This is a genomic window from Nonomuraea sp. WAC 01424 (assembly GCF_003947315.1).
Classification (GTDB): domain Bacteria; phylum Actinomycetota; class Actinomycetes; order Streptosporangiales; family Streptosporangiaceae; genus Nonomuraea; species Nonomuraea spiralis.
Map to the genome: position 1 here is coordinate 79,630 of NZ_QHHZ01000011.1, position 18,847 is coordinate 98,476.

The 18,847-nt window shown below is 73.3% G+C and carries 14 protein-coding genes; 8 read left to right on the top strand and 6 right to left on the bottom strand.

Annotation, left to right across the window (positions count from 1 at the left end; genetic code table 11):
* Window positions 1-14: 14 nt before the first annotated feature.
* Both DMB42_RS28960 and DMB42_RS28965 read right to left on the bottom strand, forming a co-directional pair.
* A complete protein-coding gene (locus tag DMB42_RS28960; protein WP_260478012.1) occupies window positions 15-503 on the bottom strand; it encodes a protein-tyrosine phosphatase family protein in 489 nt (162 codons plus the stop codon).
* 53 nt (window positions 504-556) lie between these two features.
* Window positions 557-1,621, bottom strand: coding sequence for a serine hydrolase (locus tag DMB42_RS28965; protein WP_185844917.1), 1,065 nt, complete (start codon window positions 1,619-1,621; stop codon window positions 557-559).
* Window positions 1,622-1,811: 190 nt separating this feature from the next.
* On the opposite strand from DMB42_RS28965, the gene DMB42_RS28970 reads away from it, so the two are divergent.
* The 3 genes from DMB42_RS28970 (at window position 1,812) to DMB42_RS28980 (ending at window position 5,326) form a co-directional block, all read left to right on the top strand.
* On the top strand, window positions 1,812-2,630 hold the full coding sequence (locus DMB42_RS28970; protein WP_125638342.1) for a trypsin-like serine protease: 819 nt from the start codon (window positions 1,812-1,814) through the stop codon (window positions 2,628-2,630).
* Window positions 2,631-2,739: 109 nt separating this feature from the next.
* Window positions 2,740-4,230, top strand: a complete 1,491-nt coding sequence (locus DMB42_RS28975; RefSeq protein ID WP_125638344.1) for an MFS transporter — start codon at window positions 2,740-2,742, stop codon at window positions 4,228-4,230.
* Window positions 4,231-4,342: 112 nt separating this feature from the next.
* The gene (locus DMB42_RS28980) at window positions 4,343-5,326 is read left to right on the top strand and encodes a BtrH N-terminal domain-containing protein (RefSeq protein WP_125638346.1); all 984 of its coding nucleotides are present in this window, start codon (window positions 4,343-4,345) and stop codon (window positions 5,324-5,326) included.
* 29 nt (window positions 5,327-5,355) lie between these two features.
* Here DMB42_RS28980 and DMB42_RS28985 read toward each other — a convergent pair whose 3' ends face one another.
* Window positions 5,356-6,639, bottom strand: coding sequence for an NAD(P)/FAD-dependent oxidoreductase (locus DMB42_RS28985; RefSeq protein WP_125638348.1), 1,284 nt, complete (start codon window positions 6,637-6,639; stop codon window positions 5,356-5,358).
* A 161-nt stretch (window positions 6,640-6,800) separates the two neighbouring features.
* Between DMB42_RS28985 and DMB42_RS28990 the strand changes: the two genes are divergently transcribed.
* Window positions 6,801-10,682 (top strand): protein kinase domain-containing protein, encoded by a 3,882-nt coding sequence (locus tag DMB42_RS28990; RefSeq protein ID WP_185844918.1) that lies wholly within the window; start codon window positions 6,801-6,803, stop codon window positions 10,680-10,682.
* An 18-nt stretch (window positions 10,683-10,700) separates the two neighbouring features.
* On the opposite strand, the gene DMB42_RS28995 is transcribed toward DMB42_RS28990, so the two are convergent.
* Window positions 10,701-12,542, bottom strand: coding sequence for a serine hydrolase (locus tag DMB42_RS28995; protein WP_125638352.1), 1,842 nt, complete (start codon window positions 12,540-12,542; stop codon window positions 10,701-10,703).
* A gap of 218 nt (window positions 12,543-12,760) precedes the next feature.
* On the opposite strand from DMB42_RS28995, the gene DMB42_RS29000 reads away from it, so the two are divergent.
* The 4 genes from DMB42_RS29000 to DMB42_RS29015 all read left to right on the top strand — a co-directional run bounded on the left by DMB42_RS29000 (window position 12,761) and on the right by DMB42_RS29015 (window position 16,168).
* Window positions 12,761-13,534 carry a type II CAAX prenyl endopeptidase Rce1 family protein gene (locus DMB42_RS29000; RefSeq protein ID WP_125638354.1) on the top strand — a complete coding sequence of 258 codons (774 nt, stop codon included), beginning with the start codon at window positions 12,761-12,763 and terminating at the stop codon, window positions 13,532-13,534.
* Window positions 13,531-14,787 (top strand): sensor histidine kinase, encoded by a 1,257-nt coding sequence (locus DMB42_RS29005; protein ID WP_125638356.1) that lies wholly within the window; start codon window positions 13,531-13,533, stop codon window positions 14,785-14,787. Before DMB42_RS29000 ends, DMB42_RS29005 begins: the two co-directional genes overlap by 4 nt.
* Window positions 14,751-15,395 (top strand): response regulator transcription factor, encoded by a 645-nt coding sequence (locus DMB42_RS29010; RefSeq protein WP_125638358.1) that lies wholly within the window; start codon window positions 14,751-14,753, stop codon window positions 15,393-15,395. Before DMB42_RS29005 ends, DMB42_RS29010 begins: the two co-directional genes overlap by 37 nt.
* A 65-nt stretch (window positions 15,396-15,460) precedes the next feature.
* Window positions 15,461-16,168, top strand: coding sequence for an SDR family NAD(P)-dependent oxidoreductase (locus DMB42_RS29015; protein WP_125638360.1), 708 nt, complete (start codon window positions 15,461-15,463; stop codon window positions 16,166-16,168).
* 22 nt (window positions 16,169-16,190) lie between these two features.
* On the opposite strand, the gene DMB42_RS29020 is transcribed toward DMB42_RS29015, so the two are convergent.
* On the bottom strand, window positions 16,191-17,423 hold the full coding sequence (locus tag DMB42_RS29020) for an MFS transporter (protein ID WP_125638362.1): 1,233 nt from the start codon (window positions 17,421-17,423) through the stop codon (window positions 16,191-16,193).
* A gap of 20 nt (window positions 17,424-17,443) precedes the next feature.
* On the bottom strand, window positions 17,444-18,847 hold the full coding sequence (locus tag DMB42_RS29025) for a serine hydrolase (RefSeq protein ID WP_125638364.1): 1,404 nt from the start codon (window positions 18,845-18,847) through the stop codon (window positions 17,444-17,446).

Here is an 18,847-nt window from a genome sequence, read left to right on the forward strand (position 1 = left end):
CGGCCCGGACGCGGTCACCGTGCGGCGCGGTCGTTCGGCTGCGGGGGGAAGCGGAGGACCCAGCGGCGCTGCCACGGGGTCTCGACCGCCCGGTGATGGTGGTGCTCGCGCGTCCAGGCGACGGCGTCGCCCGCGACGACGCCGGCCAGGACGGCGAGGCAGGCGACGACCGTGCCGGTGCGGCCCACCCCTCCGCCGCAGGCGACCTCCACGGCCGCGCCCTCCCGCGCCTTGCGGTGCAGCTCACGGACCTGCCGTACGGCCGCGTCGCGGTAGCGGGGCAGCAGGAAGTCGGGCCAGTCGATCCAGGCGTGCGGCCACCGCAGCCCGTCCTCGTGGCGGCGGGCGAGCCGCGCGGAGCCGAGATAGAGGCCGAAGTCCGGCAGCGGTCCCGCCGGCAGCGGGTTCCGCAGGCCCCGGCCGCGGATCCAGGAGCCGTCCGGGAGCCGGAAGGCGCCCAGGAGCGGCGGCTCGCCCGTCATGTCGTCCATCGGACCTTCCATGGGGAACAACTCCTCGTGATCTCTGTGACGTCCCGCCGCCGGAGGCCCTGTCGTCAGCTTCCGGTCCCGCAGAACACCTTGACGGCGATGCCCATGATCTCCTGTGTGGACGGGTTCCGCGTCGAGGGGTTGAGCGACAGCGTCAGCGACTTGCCCGAGTCCGAGCGGAACGCGAACGTCAGGTACCCGATCAGCTCCCCGCTGTGCCCCCACACCGTGCCGCACGGCAGCGCGTACGCCTGGAGCCCGAGGCCGTAGCCGAACCCGGCGCCCGTCTCGACGGTCGTGCGCATGGCCTTCAGCGACTCGGCGCTGGTCAGCCTGCCGCCGAGCAGGGCGGACATGAACCGTTCCAGGTCGCCGGCGGTCGAGATCATCTCTCCCGCGGCCCAGTCGAGCGAGGGGTTCATCCGGGTGGCGTCCACGAGCTCGGGCATCGCCTCGTACCCCTTGGCGTGCGGGGACGGCAGCCCTGCCCGGTCGCCCGGGACCACCGTGTGGCGCAGTCCCAGCGGGCGCAGGATCCGGCTCCTGACCTCCGCGCCGTACGTGTGGCCGGTCAGCTTCTCCACCAGCAGCCCGAGCACCACGTAGTTGGTGTTGGAGTAGTGCCACGCGCCGTCGTCGGGCAGCTTCTTGGCGAAGGCCACCTTGAGCAGCTCGCGCGGCTGGTAGGAGCGGAAACGGGCCTCGCCGCGCCAGCGGTTGGTCGAGTAGCCGGGCTCGCTCATGTAGTCGTACAGGTGGCTGGTGTGGTTGAGCAGGCGGCGGACCGTGACCTGCCCGCCGTCGGGGACCAGGCCGGGCAGGTGCCGGTCGATCGGGTCGTCGAGCTTCAGCTTGCCCTCGTCCACGAGCTGGAGCACCACCGTGGCCACGAAGGTCTTGGTCACGCTGCCGATCCGGAAGTACCCGTTGGGGGAGGGACGGCCGCCGCGCTCGATGTCGCGCACGCCCGCCGAGCCGGTCCAGGTGCGCCCGCCGTCGGTCACCCGCGCCACCGCCGCCGTGGCGCCCTTGGTCGCCACGATCTTGTCCAGGTCGGGGCCCACGCCGGCGCCCTGGCCACCCATCGCGATCGTCGCCGCCATCAGCACGTTCATCATCGTCTGCGTCATGTGGACAACGCTAGGGAGATCGACTTCGCGGCGTAATGCGGTGCGCCGTCCACCCGGGCTGCGGAAAACCACAGCCCGGGGGTGCGGGGGTGGTCCCTACCGCGAGTTGACCGGCTGGCGTACTGACCTCGACATATCCCCGCAGATAGCGTTATTTCGTCTTAATCGCCTATAAAAAGGGATAAATCAGTTGTTTGGGAAGAAAACGCTTCGTCGTGTCGTCACCCGCTCCGCCGTCGTCGTCCTGGCCGCCGCGGCCTGCCTGGCCGTCACCGCCGGGAGCGCCGGAGCGATCGTCAACGGCAGGAAGGCCGGCGAGGCGTACCCGTTCATGGCCACGATCCCGATCTCGGCCCCGGCCCTGGGGCTCACGGACGGTGTGTGCGGAGCGGCGCTGATCGACCCGCAGTGGGTGGTGACCGCGGCCCACTGCCTGGACATGGAGATCGGCTCGATCCCGAAGGGAACCGTACGCGTCGGCAGCGACGAGCGGACCTCCGGAGGCGCCGAACGCAGGATCGCCCAGGCCGTCCTGCACCCGCGCTACGACCAGCACACGCCCAACAGGAACGACATCGCGCTGGTCCGCCTGGACCGTCCCGTCGACCAGAAGCCTGTCACGATCGCCGCGCGGCCGGGCCGGCCCGGCACCCCCACCCGGATCCTCGGCTTCGGCATCACCGAGTTCAGCCAGAACCCGGCCGACTGGAAGATGTCCCCCCGGCTCAACGAGCTCGACACCCGCAGGGGCACGAAGTCCGAGTGCGGCCCGGGGTACGCGAGCCGTACCCGGCTCTGCACGGTCAGCCGCGTGCCCAAGGCGATGGCCTGCAACGGGGACTCCGGCGGGCCGCAGGTCCAGCGTGGCAGGGGCGGCCGGTGGGAGCTCATCGGCGTCACCTCGGGGCCCGGCGCCAAGAGCCCGTCCTGCGGGGAAGGGCCGGGCCTCTACACCAGCGTGCCCGCCTACGCGGACTGGATCCGTACGACGATGCGCGCGTACGGCTGAGCGTGCGGGGTCCGGCCGCGGGTTGAGGCTTCGCCGTCCGTAGGCCCAGCCCGGCCCGTGGGAGGCGGCGAAAAGCTTCCGGGAACAGTTCAACGACAGCCTTGAAGTCATGAGTGCTGACCACCACGAAAGTCCCGGTCCCGCGACGCCCGGTTCGCGAGGAGCGCCCGGGGCCGTCGAGCCCGCCACCTGGCGGGAACTGCTGGGCCGGGAGCATCTCGGGGCCGCCGTCGTCCTGGCCGGGGGAGTGCTCGCCGGCGCGATCAACATCTATCTGGCGGCGAGCCTGCTGCCGACCGCGGTGGCCGATCTCGGCGGCGCGAGCTTCTACGCCTGGAACATGACGGTCTACCTGGTCGCCATGGTGGTCGCGACGATGCTCACCGGCCGGGCGTTGTCCCTGTGGGGGCACGTCGGCTCCTACCTCGCCGGGTTCGGCACGTTCGCCGTGGGCTCGCTGGCCTGCGCGGCGAGCCCGGTGATGGCGGTGCTGCTGGTCTCGCGGGGGGTTCAGGGGCTCGGGGCGGGGTTGTTGTCGGGGCTGGGGTTCGCCGTTATCCGGTCGGCCCTGCCGTCCCGGCTCTGGACGCGCGGCACCGCGCTCATGTCGGCGATGTACGGCGTCGGCAACTTCGCCGGTCCGGCGCTCGGCGGGTTGTTCGCCCAGTTCGGGGCCTGGCGGCCGGCGTTCGTCGCGATGGCGGTGCTCGGGGTGGGCTGCGGCGCGCTCGTCCCCCGCGTCCTGCCTCGCGCGGAACCTGCCGCACGTGTCGGGGGCGGGCGGGGGTCCGTGCCGGTCGGGGCGTTGTCGCTGGTGACGGCGGCCGCGGGGGCGGTGAGCGTGGCGGGGATCGTGACCGGCACGCTCGCCAAGGCGGCCGTCATCGGCGTGGCGCTGCTGCTGATGGGCGGGTTCGTCCTCCAGGAGCGGCGCGGCGGGTCCAGGATCCTGCCGCGGGCGACGTACCAGCGGGGGTCGTCGTTGAAGTGGGTCTACCTGACGATCGGGGTGCTGACCTTCGGGGTCGCGGTCGAGTCGTTCCTGCCGCTGTTCGGCCAGCGGCTGGCCGGGCTGCCGCCGCTGGTCGCCGGGTTCTTCGCGGCGGCCGTCTCGCTCGGCTGGTCGGTGACCCAGATCGCCGGCTCGTCGGTGACCGGGCACGGCGCGGTACGGCGGCTGCGGGTGCTCGGCCCGGTGCTGCTGGCGGCCGGGCTCCTCGTCCAGGGGCTGTTGCAGCGCGCGGACACCCCGGGGTGGCTGGTGCTGGTCTGGGTGCCGGTGTTGTTCGCCGCCGGGGCGGGGATCGGGCTGGCGTACCCGCACCTGTCCGTGGCGGCGATGTCCAGCACCCGGGATCCGGAGGAGGGCGGACGGGCGGCGGCGGCGATCGCCACCGTGACGAGCCTGTCCATCGCGTTCGGCACGGCGATCGCCGGGATCCTGGTCAACCTCGGCGGCGGCTCGATGCTCGACGCGGCCAGGTACGTGCTCTTCGGCTTCGCGGCCATCTGCGCGACCGGCGCCCTCACCGCCCACGCCGCCAACCGCTCGAACCGGGCGGAATCCATCGCGGCCACCCCGCTCCCGCAGGACCGGTGACCCCGCCGCGTTGGACTCTCCCATTGTGGGAGGGGTCATGCTGGTCCCGGCGGTCGGACCGGCCCGCGGCTCCGCGCCCGCCGCCCTACCCCGCAACCGAGGAGAACGACGCATGACCATCGTGGACGGCATCGACGCACGCGGCTTGGCGCACTGCGAGACGACGACCCTGGGCGTGCTGCTGCGGCACCAGGGGCTCGATCTGTCCGAGCCGATGTTGTTCGGGCTCGGCGCGGGCCTGTCGTTCGTCTACTGGGACGCCAAGGCCATGGACTTCCCGTTCATGGGCGGGCGCGTCAAGCCGTTCGAGCTCACCAGGAACCTGGCCGCCAGGCTGGGGCTGACTCTGCTGGTGGAGGAGACCGGCTCGGCGCGCAAGGCGTGGCAGAACGTGGCCGCGCGCATCGACGCCGGGCAGCCGGTCGGCCTCCAGCTCGACTCCTACCACCTGGATTACTTCGGGACGAAGGTGCACTTCGGCGGCCACGTCGTCGCCATGTACGGCTACGACGAGCAGCAGGCGTACCTCGTGGACACCGCCCCACAGGGTGGCGCGGTCCGCACGAGCCTGTCCGGGCTGGCGGCGGCGAGGGCGGAACGCGGCCCGATGACCGCCAGGAACCGTTCCTTCGCCGTCACCCTGCCGGACGGCCCGCCCGCCTGGCAGGAGCGGGTCGTCCCGGCGATCAGGGCCTGCGCCGAGGGCTTCCTCGCCGCGCCCATCGCCAACCTGGGCCATCGCGGCATCGACAAGGCCGCCCGCCTGGTGCCCGGCTGGCTGCTCCGGGCGCAGGAACCGGCCCGGGACCTGCGGCAGGCCGCCCTCCTCATGGAGCGGGGCGGCACCGGCGGCGCGCTGTTCCGCGCCCTGTACCGCGACTTCCTCGCCGAGTGCGCCGACCTCGTGGACCACGACCGCCTGCGCACCGGCCACCGGCTGTACGCCGAGGCCGCCACCCTGTGGACCGACGTGGCCGCCCTGATCGCGAAGGCCGGCGAGGGCCAGGACCCGGCCTACCTGGAACAGGCCGGAGCCGTCCTGCGCGACCTCGCCCGCCTCGAACGGGACGCCATGCTCGCGCTGCGCGACCTGTGACCCCGATCGGCAGCGGCCTGTGACCCCGATCAGTACGGCCGCACCACGGCCCGGTCGACGTACATGAGGCTGCCCGCCTGACGGGCCGGGAGATCGTCGAGCACGGCCTCGGCGGCCCGCCGCCCGGAGACCAGCGCCCCCTGGAGGGAGCCGGTGTCGCGGTGGTCGCCGCACACGTACAGGCCGGCGCGCAGCCGGACCGGCCGGCGCAGCGGGTACGGCGCCCGCATCGCGGGCAGCGCCGCCGGCACCGGGTACGTGGCCACGTGCTCCCAGCCGGAGGTGTCGCCGTAGATCTCGTCGAGGCGCCGCCGGACCGGGCCCTCGTCGGTGGTCAGGCCGAGGACCGACGTGGACACCAGCGCCCGCCCGTCGGCGGAGTACTCGGGGGCCGCGTCCGTGAGGACCAGCGTGTCGGTGACGGCCCCGGTGGCGTCGATGATCTGGATCGGCTCGCGTACGGGCGAGCGGGGAGCGGCGTGGTAGAAGGTGGTCACCGCGCGCATCGGCGGCACGTCGATCTCGCTCAGCAGTTCGCCCGCCACCCGCGGGTCGGCGGCCACCACGACGGCGGGGGCCTCGACCGTGGCGCCGTCCGCGAGCCGCACGCCGTCGGGTGAGACCTCGGTGACCCGGGCGCCCAGGGTGACGGCGCCCAGCGGCAGCCGGTCGGCGAGCTGCTCCGGGATACGGCCCATGCCGAGCGCGGGCAGGCCGATGGTGCCGCGCGCGAACGACCGCCAGAACAGGTGGAAGATCCGGCTGGAGGTCTCCAGGTCGCGTTCGAGGAGCACTCCGGCCAGGAAGGGACGCATCAGGCACTCGATCATCCTGTCGGACATGCCCCAGGCCCGCAGCTCGTCGTCGGCGCGCCGGTCCGGCCCGCCGCGCAGCGCGGAGGCGGGAAGGAGCAGGTCGCGCGCGGTGAGGGCGGCCAGCACGGCGTCGTCGCGCGGCGTGCCGAGACCGGTCAGCAGCCCGCTCAGCGCGTGCAGGGGGTGCCGCCACGGCAACATCACCCTGGCCTTGGCCCCGGCGGCCCCTTGGACGATCACGCCCGAGGCGAGCGGGCGCAGGTCGAGCGCGTCGAGATCGAGCACCCGTCGGGCCTCGGGATAGGCGGTGTTGAACACCTGGTATCCGCGTTCCAGCCGGAAGCCGTCGACGATGTCGGTGCGCACCCGGCCGCCGACGCCGTCGGACGCCTCCAGCACCCGTACCGGCACCCCGGCCTCGTGCAGTCGCACGGCGCAGGCCAGGCCCGCCATTCCGGCCCCCACGACGATGACGGCCCGCGTTCCCCGATTGTCCATGTCAGGGCACTACCCGTGATCTCGCCGCTCAGACACCGGCCAGTCCGTAGGGCGGCGAAGGGGGCGAGCGGGCGCGTACGGTACTCCCAGAGGAACCGTGAATCCGGCGCCCTCGTTCGTCTCAGGGGATGTGTTCTTCCGCGCGGCGCAGGGGTGTGAGGATGCTCAGGGTTCCGCTCAAAGGGTCGTTCCGCTACATCCACGAGCCGTTGCGGCACGACGAGCAGTCGATGCCGCTGCTGGGCAACGCGAAACTCATCGACGAGCTCGACCAGCGGCTGCGCTGGTCGAGCGGGGGCACGTTCCTCATCACCGGGTTCCGGGGCGTGGGCAAGAGCACGGTCGTCATGCGCGCGGTGGAGGAGATCTCCGCCGCCCGGCCCAGGGACGAGCTCGTCGTGCCCATCGCGCTCAACGTGGCCCGCCCGATGACCCCGGACCAGCTGCTCTTCGCCGTGGTCAGGCGGACCTACGAGGCGCTGCACGACCGGCGGGTGCTGCAACGCCTCGACGCGAGCGCGCGGCGCGCGCTGCTGCTCGCGCACGTGCGGACCTCGTTCGGGCTCAAGCAGACGCAGTCGGACGGCTCCGAGCGTACGGCGACGTTCAACGTGGGCATGGGCCCGGCGGCCAAGAAGCTGACCGGCCCGGCCGGGTGGTTGTCCCCGAGCGCGGGCCTGTCCGGCAAACGCACCCGTTCGCTGGCGCTGGAGGCTTCGTACCTGACCTATTCGGACACCGACGTCGAGCATGACCTGGCCCGCATCATCGGCCTGCTCGCCAGGCCGGCGACCCCCCGGCGGCGCTGGCGCCCGTGGTCGCGCGCGACGCGGCGGGTGCATCTGATCATCGTGCTCGACGAGGTGGACAAGCTCACCGCCGACCCCTCCGGGCTCGACGAGATCGAGAAACTGCTGGGCAGCCTCAAGAACACGCTCACCACGCAGGGCGCGCACTTCCTCGTGGTGGCCGGTCCCGATCTGCACGACCACGTCGTCCGGGACACCAGCCGGGGCAACAGCGTCTACGAGAGCGTCTTCGCCTGGCGCTGCTACGTCCCCTGCTCGTGGGAGGCGCCCGGCCGCCTGCTGGAGGCGGTGCTCGACGACCGGCCGGCCGAGTTCGAGCAACTGGCCCGCTACCTGCGTTTCAAGGCGCGCGGGATCCCACGCCGGCTGCTCCAGGAGTTCGGCGAGCTGGTCCGGTGGGAGGGCGACCGGCCGTTCCTGGTCATCGACGACCAGGACGCGCAGCGCGTCGCGTTCTACGCCCGGCTGGAGGAGCTGCTGGAGCGCTTCTTCCTGGACAGCGGCCGGGACCGGCTCTTCCAGCTGCCGATCGACGAGGACCGGTGGCGGCTCACGGGCTACTACATCGTCGACTGGATCCTGAAGAAGCAGGGCGACTCGTTCACCGCGATGGACATCGTCGGCTCGGCGGATCAGCCCGAGCTCGATCCCCTGCTGCACGTCGGCCGCGCCAGCGTCGACCGGCTGCTGCTGCACCTGGAGGCGCACGGGGTGCTGAGCGTGGCCCGCGATCCCGGCCGGCCGGACGCGACGAACTACGGGGGCGATCCGGACGCGGGGCTGGTGTCGTACAAGCTGGCGGACGGGCTGACGCAGGCCCTGCTCGGCATCGCCCTGGGCAACGAGGGCGAGCGGGCCGCGCTCGACGTGTCGCTGCGCGTCCCCGCCGGGGACGTCACGCTGGTCCGTACGCCGGACGCGCGACCCGCGCCCCTGGTCGAGTCCGTGTTGCGGACCATCGGCGACCGTTACGAGCTGGTCGAGCTCATCGGCGAGGGCGGCCAGAGCACCGTCTACCGCGGACGGGACGTCGTGCTCGCCCGCGACGTGGCCGTGAAGGTGCCGCGCCGCTTCCACTTCGGCAACGCCGAAGGGGTGGAGCGGATGCGCAGGGAGGCCGCCATCGCCATCCGGCTCGACCACCCCAGGATCGTCCGCACCTACGACGTCGCCGGCGACGACGAGGGCCGGCCCATCCTGGTGATGGAACTGGTCGAAGGGCGTACGCTCAACGAGGTCGTGCGCCGGCTGGGGCCGCTGGAGCCCGCGGACGTCGTCCGGCTGGGCCCGCAGCTCGCGCAGGCGCTCGGCTACCTGGAGAGCCGCGGGGTCAGCCGCATCGACCTCAAGCCGTCCAACATCATGATGAAACCGTCGAAGGACGCGGTCATCGTGGACTTCGGCATCGCCAAGAGCACGGGCGCGGCCGAGATCACCGACCCGGGGACCGCCGGCGTCGGGACGCCCGCGTACATGTCGCCCGAGGCGCTGCGGAACCTGGCGGTGGACATCAGGTCCGACATCTACTCACTGGGCGTCATCCTCTACTACTCGCTGACCGGGCAGTCCCCGTACCCGAGCGGGAAGAACATCCCCGCGGTCATCGCGGCGATCCTGGGAAGGAGGCTCGACCTGTCGCCGCTGGCCGACCTCCCGCACCTCCAGGAGATCGTGGCCAAGGCGATGGCGGCCGAGCCGGAGGAACGTTTCCGGCGTCCCGCCGACCTGCTGGCCGCGCTGGCGGGCACCCCGGAGGGCCGCTCGCTCGACCTGGCGGAGACGTCCGGTCCCGTCCGGCCGCGGTCCGCGGAGGAGACCACGCCGCTGCCCGACGTGCCCGCGGACGACGCGCAGGTCTACGGCGTCGACTGCGACAACGGGCACTTCAACGACCCCCGGCTGGTCGCGTGCGCGGTGTGCGGGGTCGCCCTGGCGCGGCGCGGGCCGGTGCCGTACAAGGGGGCCCGGCCGCCGCTCGGGACGCTCGTCCTCGACGACGGGACGTCGTTCCCGCTCGACGCGACGTACCTGATCGGGCGCGCGCCGGAGACGGCGCCCGAGGTCGCGGCGGGCGAGGCCCGCGCGGTCACGGTGACCGACCAGGAGGGTACGGTCTCGCGCCGCCACCTGCGGGTGAAGCCGGACGGCTGGGACGTCAACGTGATCGACCTGGGCTCGGCCCACGGCACGCACGTGCGCTTCCCGGACGAGGCCGCGGCGAAGGAGATCCCGCCGAACGAGCCGGTGACGCTCCGGCCCGGCAGCACGGTCACCCTGGGCCGGTCACGCCGGCTGCGCCTGAAGAACGACCGGCCGGACCCACCGCCGGCCCCGGACACCGATCCACTGGACGACGGCCCGCTGAAGGACGGCTCACGGAAGGACGGTTCACCGGATGACGGCCCGCTGAAGGGCGGCCCGCTGAGGGACGGCCTGCGCGCGGGCCACCTCGGCCACTACCGGCTCGTCCGGCTCCTCGGCGAGGGCGGCACCGGCCTGGTCTACCTCGCCGCCGACCCCCGGTCCGGCAGGCAGGTGGCCATCAAGGCGCTGCGCCCCGAGGTCGCCGGGGACAAGCTCGCCCGGCAGCGCCTGGCCCGGGAGGTCTCGGTGATGCGCCAGGTCCGCCACGAGTTCGTGGCCGAGGTCCTCGACGTGGACCTGACCGACGACCCGCCCTACATCGTGACCCGGTACGTCCCCGGCAGGTCCCTGGACGTCACCGTCAAGGAGGACGGCCCGCTGGAGCTCGGCCCGCTGCTGCGCGTGGCCAGAGGCGTGGCCGAGGCCGGCGCGGCCATGCACGGCGCAGGGGTCATCCACCGCGACCTGAAGCCCACCAACGTGGTCCTGCTGGACGGCGCCCCCGTCGTGATCGACTTCGGCATCGCCCAGGCCATGGACTCCACCAGGCTCACCGGCACGGGCATGTTCATCGGCACGCCCGGCTACGTCGCCCCCGAGATCATCGAGGGCGCCAAGGCAGGACCGGCGGTCGACGTGCACGCCTGGGCGGCCACGCTCCTGTACGCGGCCACCGGCCGGCCGCCGTTCGGCAAGGGGCCGTTCGAGATGATCTTCTACAACATCACGGCGGGGAAGGCCAACGTCGGAGAGGCTCCGGCGTTGCTGCGCCCGCTCCTGACGGCCGCCCTCGTCAGGAACCCCGCCGAGCGGCCGACGGCCGCCCGGCTGGTCGAACGGCTGTCGCAGCTCGAACAGGACCTGACCTGACCCCCGGCCGCGGTGTCCCTACGCCCAGCCGTAGACCGACCTGATGCCCGCCGCGACCTCGTTGACCAGCGCCGCGTCGCTGCCGTTGGCCAGGACGGCGTAGCCCGCGCCGAGCTCCGGATAACCCTTGAACACCGACCTGAAGCCGTAGTTGGAGCCGTCGTGGGTGTAGGAGAAGTTCTGGGTGCCGGAGCCGGCGATGAACAGCCCGCGGCCCATGCCCGGCTGCGGCCCCTGGGTGAGCAGCGTACGCGCCGACGTGCGGCTGAGCGGGCCGGCGATGTCGCCGGTCGCGGTCCAGGCCCGGTTCAGGTACGACACCAGGCGGCACAGGTCGAGCACGTTCGTGTACAGGCCCGCCGCGGCCGACTCGGGGTAGCGGTTGCGGGCGCCCGGGATCACCGCCCCGGCGGCGGTGTGGCCGGAGGCCAGCTCGAAGGAGGGCGAGAGCGCGTACGAGCTGGTCGTCATCCCGAGCGGGGTCAGCACCTCCTGGCGCATGTAGTCGGCCAGCGGCATGCCGGCCGTCTCCTCGACCATGCGCTGGAGCAGCACGTACCCGGCTCCCGAGTAGTGGTACTCGGCGCCCGGCTCGGTGGTCAGCTCGATCTTGGGGGAGTTGCCCTCGCCGTTCATGACCTCCAGCAGTGACGGCACCGTGGCCGAGGCCGCGTACCCGGCGAAGCCGCCGCCGCCGGCGTCGAAGCCGGAGCAGGCCCCGGCGGGCGAGGTCGAGCCGCGCCCGATCACCCCGGCCCGGTGCGTCAGGAGCTGGTCGACGGTGGGCGCGGCCGACGACGGGACACACGAGCGGCTCGGCAACGTCCAGCCGAGCAGCGGACGGACGTCGTCGGTGAGCGCGATCTTGCGCGTCTGCAGCAGGCGCAGCACGCCCACCGCGGCCACGGCCTTGCTGACGGAGGCCGCCTGGAATGCGCTCTCCGGATGCGCGGCGGCTGCGCCGCCGGCCGCCAGCCGCCCGTAGCCGGTGGACCAGGCGATCTTGTTGCCGACGACCACCGCGACCGCCACACCCGGCGTCTTGTACGCGCTCATCCGCTGCCAGATGGTCGAGCCGCCGACCGCGTTCTCGAACTGCCGCACCCGGTCGGCGGGCAGCGCGGGCACCTTGCCCCGGCTGCACAGCGCCCAGCCGCCGCCAGGGGCGAAGGCCACGTTGTGCAACTGCCAGCCGCCGCCGGCCAGGGCGTTCATCTTCTTGAAGGCGGCGTCGTCGATGCCGCGCGCGAAGAACTCGTCCTGCGCGACCACGGTCCAGCCGCCCGCCTTCGGGAAGGCGACGCGGGTCACCCGGCGGCCGCCCTGGGTCAGGTTGCGCATCATCTGGTAACACTCGTCGTCCACGCCGTTCGCCTGGAAGGCGTTGGCGGCGACGACCACCCAGCGGTCCCCGCCGGCGGGCGGGAAGGCCACGTCCACGACCTGCTGCCCGGCGGTGTAGTAGGCCTTGACGCGGGTGAGGCACGCCTCCGGCAGGCCGCGCGCCGACACGCCGCGATCGGTGGTGATCACCCAGCGGTCGCCGCCCGCCGGGGGGAAGGCGATCGCGTTGATCTTCCGGCCCGCCTTGAGCAGCGCTCCCAACTCCGTGTAGCAGGCGTCGGGGATGCCGCGGGCGAAGTAACGCCCGTCCTGCGTGACCATGACCCAGCCGCCGGACGGGGTGAAGGCCAGCGCCGTGACGCCGTAGGGGGCCAGCTCGATCAGCTTCGCGTGTGCCTCGGCCGTCAGGCCCGAGTCCGCGGACGGGTAGGCCGCCGCCAGCGCGGGCGTGGCCGGCACGGCGGCGGCCGCCAGTCCGGCCACGCCGGTCAGCGTGAGAAAACGTCTCCTGTCCACAGGACTCCTCGCTCAAAAGACGGGCGAAACAGGATGGATCTTGGCAGAGATGCTCACCAAGGACCAACCGCCGGCCAGGCCGGGGGTGTACCTGGATACACCCCGAGCCGGTTGGCAGGTGCAGTGCCCGCGGCCCCGCCGGGCGGGATCGTCGTCCTGCAGGTACTGGACCTGTCGACTGGACGAAAGACCTGGCGACCGGACGAAAGCGTGATCACATGGTTCTGACAGAACGTGGGACGGCCCGGGGCGTGGTGGCGCCCGCGGCGGTGTTCAGCGCCGTCGCCTTCGTGGCGGCGGGGGCGCTGGGCGTGGCCCAGGCGGCCACCCCGATCCCGGCCGAGGTCATCCAGCTCACCCAGTTCGGGCCGGCCCTGGGTGTCGTCGTCGTGGCGGTGTTGTGGCCGGGGCTCGCCCGTACGGTGTTGTCCGGCGCCGTGGGCCGCGGCCGGGTGGGCGCCACCGGGCCGCTGCTGCTCGCCACGGCCGCGCTGATCCTGGTGCTCGGCGCGGGCGCGTACGGGCTGCTGACCGGCGACGTGCGCTTCACCGCGCCCGGGGCGTTGAGCAGCCCGTTCGCGTTGATCGTGGTCGCGCAGTTCATCGGGGCGTGCGCGGAGGAGATCGGCTGGCGGTGCCTGCTGCAGCCGCTGCTGCGCCGCCGGCTCGGCCCACTGGCCACGTCGATCACGGTGGGCGTGTTGTGGGGGGTGTGGCACGTGCCGGTGTTCGGACAGTCACCGGCGTACGCTGGCGCGTTCCTGCTGGCGACGGTGTCCATGTCGGTCGTGATGGGGCTGGCGCTGGAACGGGTGCGGGCCCACCGGCTGCTGCTCAGTGGCGGTTTCCACACGCTGATCAACCTCGGCCTGCTGCTGTTCATGGACGAGGAGAGCGGCGCGGTGGCGCCGATCACGGCGTTCGGCGTGTCGTGCCTGGTGGCGGCGCTGATCTGGGTATGGAGGGCACCGGCTAGAATCCACCTCCGATGAGGGGGAAAAGCACACTGGCCGCCGTGGCGCGCTGCCAGCTCGCGGGGCTGCTCGCCGTGGCGGCGCAGGCGGTCGGATCACTCGTCGTCCTGGCTCTCGTTCTGCTGCCGGTCGGCGCCGGGCTCTGGCTGCTCGCGCCGGCCGCGACGAGGCTGCGGTCGTTGTCGGACCGTTCCCGCGACCGCGCCCTCCGGTGGACGGGCACGCTCGTCGCCCCGTCGGAGCCGCTCGCCGGTGACCGCTCGTGGAGCAGGCGCAGGCGGGCCGGGGCGATCCTGGCCGCGGAGGGGTTCTGGCGGGACCTGGTCTGGGCGTGGCTGGAGCCGTGGATCGGCGGGGGCCTCGTCGCGATCCCGCTCGCCTTCCTCTGGTACGGCGCGTTCGGCGTGCTGGTGCATCCGTTCGTGTGGCGGCTGCTCGGCGACGGCAACTGGTACGCGTTCATCCCGGTGAGCGACACGCCGACGATGCTGGCGTCCGCCGTCCTGGGGGCCGTCTTCGTGGTCGCCGGGCTCCTCCTCGCACCGCCGATCCTGCGCCTGCACGCCCGCTGGACCCGGCTGGTGTTGTCGCCGGCGAGCCGTATCGAGCTGACCCGGCGGATCGCCCACCTGACCGACACCCGGGCCCAGGTGCTCGACGTGCAGGCGGCCGAGCTGCGGCGGATCGAACGCGACCTGCACGACGGCGCCCAGGCCCGGCTCGTCTCCCTCGGCCTGACCCTGGACACCGCCACCCGGCTCCTCGACAGCGACCCGGCGGCGGCCCGCCTGCTGCTGCTGGAGGTGGGCGAGACGTCCGCGCGCGCCCTGGAGGACCTGCGCAACCTGGTACGCGGCATCCACCCGCCGGTCCTGGCTGACCGGGGGCTCGGTGACGCCGTCCGGTCGCTGGCGCTGGACAGCCACCTGGACGTGCACGTCGAGGTAGGGTTGACCGGCCGCCTGCCCTCACCGGTCGAGTCGGCGGCCTACTTCGCGGTGGGTGAGCTGCTGGCCAACTCGGCCAAGCACGCCGCCGCGCGGACGGTCGCCGTCGTCATCGGCCACGACGGGCGGCGCCTGCGCGTCACAGTCACCGACGACGGCCAGGGTGGTGCCGACCCCGCCAAGGGCACCGGCCTGCGCGGGCTCCGGCGCCGCCTGGAGTCCTTCGACGGCGTGCTCACCCTGCACAGCCCGCCCGGCGGGCCGACCACTGCGACCCTGGAGATCCCGTGCGCGTTGTCCTCGCCGAAGACCTCTTCCTCCTGAGGGACGGGCTGACCAGGACGCTGCGTGAGCACGGCTACGAGGTGGTGGCGTCGGTCGACAACGGGCCGTCCCTGCTGCGCGCGCTGCTGGAGGAGAAGCCGGACGTCGCCGTGGTCGACGTACGGCTCCCGCCCTCCTACACCGACGAAGGCCTCCAGGCCGCGCTGGAGGCCCGCCGCCGGCGGCCCGGCCTGCCCATCCTGGTGCTCTCCCAGTACGTCGACCAGCTCTACGCCAACGAACTGCTGGCCGGCGGCGACGGCGCGGTCGGCTACCTGCTCAAGGACCGGGTCACCAACACCGAGCAGTTCGTCGACGCCGTAGGCCGGGTCGCGGCGGGCGGCACGGTGATGGACCCGCAGGTCATCACCAAGCTGCTGTCCCGCAGCCAGGCGCGCGGCATGATCGACAGCCTGACCCCGCGCGAGCTCGACGTGCTGGAGATGATGGCCGAGGGCCGCTCCAACGTCGCCATCGCCGCCACCCTGCACTTCAGCGAGAGCGCGGTCGCCAAGCACACCGCGAGCATCTTCGCCAAGCTCCGGATCGCCCCCTCCACGGACGACAACCGCCGGGTCCTGGCGGTCCTGGCCTACCTCAAGCGCTGACGCCCGCACGCAGCCCGCCGCGCCCGGATTGACTTCGAGCGCGCGCGAATCCCTAGCGTCGCGCCATGACGACAACACTGATCACCGGTGCGAACAAGGGCCTCGGCTTCGAGACGGCCCGAAGGCTCGTGGCCGCGGGCCACACCGTGTACGTGGGAAGCCGTGACGCCGGGCGAGGACGACGGGCCGCCGAGCGGCTGGGCGCGCGGGCCGTGCCGCTCGACGTCACCGACGACGACTCCGTGGCGGCCGCGGCCCGTGCCGTCGAGGCCGATGGAGGGCTGGACGTGCTGGTCAACAACGCCGGCGTCCAGGTGGAGATGGGGGACGGTCACGTGGTCGGCGCGCCCGACGTGACGGCCGACATGATGCGCCGGACGTTCGAGACGAACGTCTTCGGCATGGTGCGCGTGCTGCACGCGTTCCTGCCGCTGCTGCGGCGGTCCGGCGCGCCGGTCGTCGTCAACGTCAGCAGCGGCCTGGCCTCGCTCAGCCGCATGACCGACCCCGCCGCCACCGGGTACGCCTACCCGGGCGTCGCGTACCCGGCGTCGAAGGCGGCCGTCAACATGGTCACCGTCCAGTACGCGAAGGCGTTCCCCCGGATGCGGATCAACGCGGTGGAACCCGGCTTCACCCGTACCGATTTGAACGGCAACAGCGGCCACCAGACCGTCGGGCAGGGCGCCGAGATCATCGTCCGCATGGCGCTGACCGGCCCCGACGGTCCCACCGGCGGCTACTTCGACGCCGAGGGCGCCCTCGGCTGGTAGCCCCGGCCGCCTGACCTGGGGGTCAGGCGCGGGCGGTGGGGAATCGGCGGAGAGTCGGGCTGAGCGTGGTCGCGGTCGCCACGAGGGCGAGCGCGGCGGCGCAGGCCAGGATGCCGCCGGTCCCCACCGTGACCAGCGCCCCGCCGAGCAGCGGCCCGAGCGCCGCCGCCCCGCCGCCGCACAACCCGGTGATGCCCGTCAGCCGGCCGCGCAGCGCGTCCGGGGTGACGGTGATCTGGTACGTCAGGATCGTGGTGTTGGCCACGGGGACGAAGAAGGCGGCGCAGCCGAGCAGCAACCCGAGCGGCAGCCCGCTCGGCACGACCGCCATCAGCGCCGTCAGCGCGGCGGTGACCCACGAGAAGCCCACGATCACGACCGGCGCGGGCAGCGCGGCGTGCAGCCGGTCGGCCAGCGCGTCGCCGTGCAGCCCGCCCGCCCCCATGCAGGCCATGCTCAGCCCGATCACCCCGGCGCCCACCTGGTCCTCGTGGGACGTCGCCAGCACGATGATGATCAGGGCGGTGAAGACCAGGTTGGACAGCAACATCCACAGCAGCGTCGTCCTGATGACCCGCCGCCCCAGCACCCACCGGAGCCCGGCCACCAGGTCACCGCCCGGCCCCCGGGCCTCCTCCCCGGCCGCCGGTTCCGGACGCGCGGGCAGCCGCAGGAAGAGCAGCGCGACGGAGGAGAACGCGAGCATGACGGCGTCCACCACGAACGGGATCGCCCGCTGAACGGCGAACAGGAAACCGGCCAGCGCCGGCCCCACGAGGGTCGCGATGAACGGCCGCGCGGTGTTGGCCGCCACCGCCCGCGACAGCTGCGAGGCGGGCACCACCTGCGGCAGCGCGGCCTGCTCGGCCGGCTCGAACGCGGCCCCGAGCAGGCCGTCGAGCAGCGCCACCAGCAGGATGTGCGGGAAGGAGTAGGCGTCCAGCCACACGGCGGCGGCGACGGAGGCCATGGCCAGCGCCCGCCCGGTCTGGCAGATCAGCAGGGTGCGCCTGCGGTCCCAGCGGTCGGCGATCACCCCGGCCGGAAGGTTGGCGATCATGTGACCGGCCGCCACCACCGACGAGGCCAGCCCTGCCTCCAGTGCGGAGCCGGACATGGCCAGGATCAGCAGGGGGATCGCGATGAAGTTGATCTCGTTGCCCAGCTCGGAGAGGAACTGCCCGCTCCACAGCGTGGCGTAGCTCCTGTTGCGCGACAGCGGGGCCGGCTCGGGCTCGACGGCGGAATCCTTCATGGTCGACGTGTTCCTCCCGTTCAGGACTCCGGCGGCAGGCGGCGGGCCAGCCGTCCGGTCACTTGGATCAGGCCGATCCGGCCGCCGCCGCCGAAGCCGCCGCCGAAGCCGCCGCCGAAGCCGCCGCCGAAGCCGCCGCCGAAGCCGCCGAGGTTGAAGCCGTTGCCGCCGGGGGCGTCGGCGATGAACCGGCCGGCGTGCGCGGTGCGGCCGTGGGGCGGCGGCTCGCCGACGGCGAACACCAGGCCGGGGAAACACGTGATCGCGCCCGTGGACCGCAGGCTCAGGCGTCCCGCGCCGTCCTCGGCCACCTCGAACCTGGCCGCGCCGTTCGCGTACGTCCCCGCGCAGCCCGGCGGACCCGGCACGGGCGGACCGAGGGCGGCCAGCGGGCGGTGGTCGCCCACCTCGACGCCCACCCCGGCGCCCGCCGCCGCCAGCCGGTCCACCAGGTCGCGCCACACGGCCAGGCCGGTGTTCGCGTTCGTGGTCAGGGCGACGACCGTGCCGCTGACGGGATCGGCACGCAGGTGGCACGAGGTGCCCTCACCCGTGCCGTCATGGCCGAACCACTCCACGCCGTCGCGGCGGTGGATCGCCCAGCCGAGTCCCCACCCGTCCGCCATGCCGTACGGGCCGATCGCGGCGCCGGCCAGCCGGTCCACGCGCATCCGCAGCAGCGTGTCCGCGCCGAGCAGGGCGGGCAGGGACGGGTCGCCCAGGTGCAGGCGGGCGAAGGTGACCAGGTCGGCGGCGCTGAGCGCCAGCGCGCCGTCCGGCGCCTCGACGGGCGACTCCTCCTCGGCCACCGCCACCACCACGTCCCGGGACGGGTGCACGCTGTGGCCGGTCACCGCCCGCCGGGCCGTCGGCGGGCCCGCCACGTACGCGGGCGTGATCTCCAGCGGGGCCAGCAGCAGGTCCTCGACCGCCTCCCACCAGGTCATCCCGGTGACGGACTCGATCAGGTGACCGGCCAGGACGTACCCGGCGTTGGAGTAGGAGAACGCGGGGACGATGCCGGGCCAGGCGGGCCCGCAGTGCCCCTCGGCCCACGCCCGCCTGCTGGGCGCGCGGTCGGCGTCCTCGGCGTTGGCGGCCAGGCCGGCGGTGTGGCTGAGCAGCCGGCCCAGGGTGAGGTCCGCGGCGTACGGGCCCAGCTCGGGCAGCGATCCTGCGAGCGGCGTGCCGAAGCCCACGTCACCGTCGTCGGCCAGCATGGCGGCCAGCGTCGCGGTGAACGGCTTCGTCAGCGACCCGAGCGGGAACGCGGTGCCGGCCGTCACCGGCGGGCCGCCGGGGGTCTGGACGCCGTACTCGGCGGTCGTCGTCCGGCCGTCGCGATGGACGGCGAGCTGGGCGCCGGGGACGCGGTGCCCGCGCGACAACTCGGCCAGCAGGCCCGGCAGGTCGAGGCGGTCCAT

Coding starts and splice junctions, on each gene's coding strand:
- DMB42_RS29005 (WP_125638356.1), top strand. CDS start 13,531: ATGAGGGGGAAAAGCACACTGGCCGCCGTGGCGCGCTGCCAGCTCGCG.
- DMB42_RS29015 (WP_125638360.1), top strand. CDS start 15,461: ATGACGACAACACTGATCACCGGTGCGAACAAGGGCCTCGGCTTCGAG.
- DMB42_RS29020 (WP_125638362.1), bottom strand. CDS start 17,423: ATGAAGGATTCCGCCGTCGAGCCCGAGCCGGCCCCGCTGTCGCGCAAC.
- DMB42_RS28975 (WP_125638344.1), top strand. CDS start 2,740: ATGAGTGCTGACCACCACGAAAGTCCCGGTCCCGCGACGCCCGGTTCG.
- DMB42_RS28980 (WP_125638346.1), top strand. CDS start 4,343: ATGACCATCGTGGACGGCATCGACGCACGCGGCTTGGCGCACTGCGAG.
- DMB42_RS29000 (WP_125638354.1), top strand. CDS start 12,761: ATGGTTCTGACAGAACGTGGGACGGCCCGGGGCGTGGTGGCGCCCGCG.
- DMB42_RS28985 (WP_125638348.1), bottom strand. CDS start 6,639: ATGGACAATCGGGGAACGCGGGCCGTCATCGTCGTGGGGGCCGGAATG.
- DMB42_RS28965 (WP_185844917.1), bottom strand. CDS start 1,621: ATGACGCAGACGATGATGAACGTGCTGATGGCGGCGACGATCGCGATG.
- DMB42_RS29025 (WP_125638364.1), bottom strand. CDS start 18,847: ATGGACCGCCTCGACCTGCCGGGCCTGCTGGCCGAGTTGTCGCGCGGG.
- DMB42_RS28990 (WP_185844918.1), top strand. CDS start 6,801: ATGCTCAGGGTTCCGCTCAAAGGGTCGTTCCGCTACATCCACGAGCCG.
- DMB42_RS28960 (WP_260478012.1), bottom strand. CDS start 503: ATGGAAGGTCCGATGGACGACATGACGGGCGAGCCGCCGCTCCTGGGC.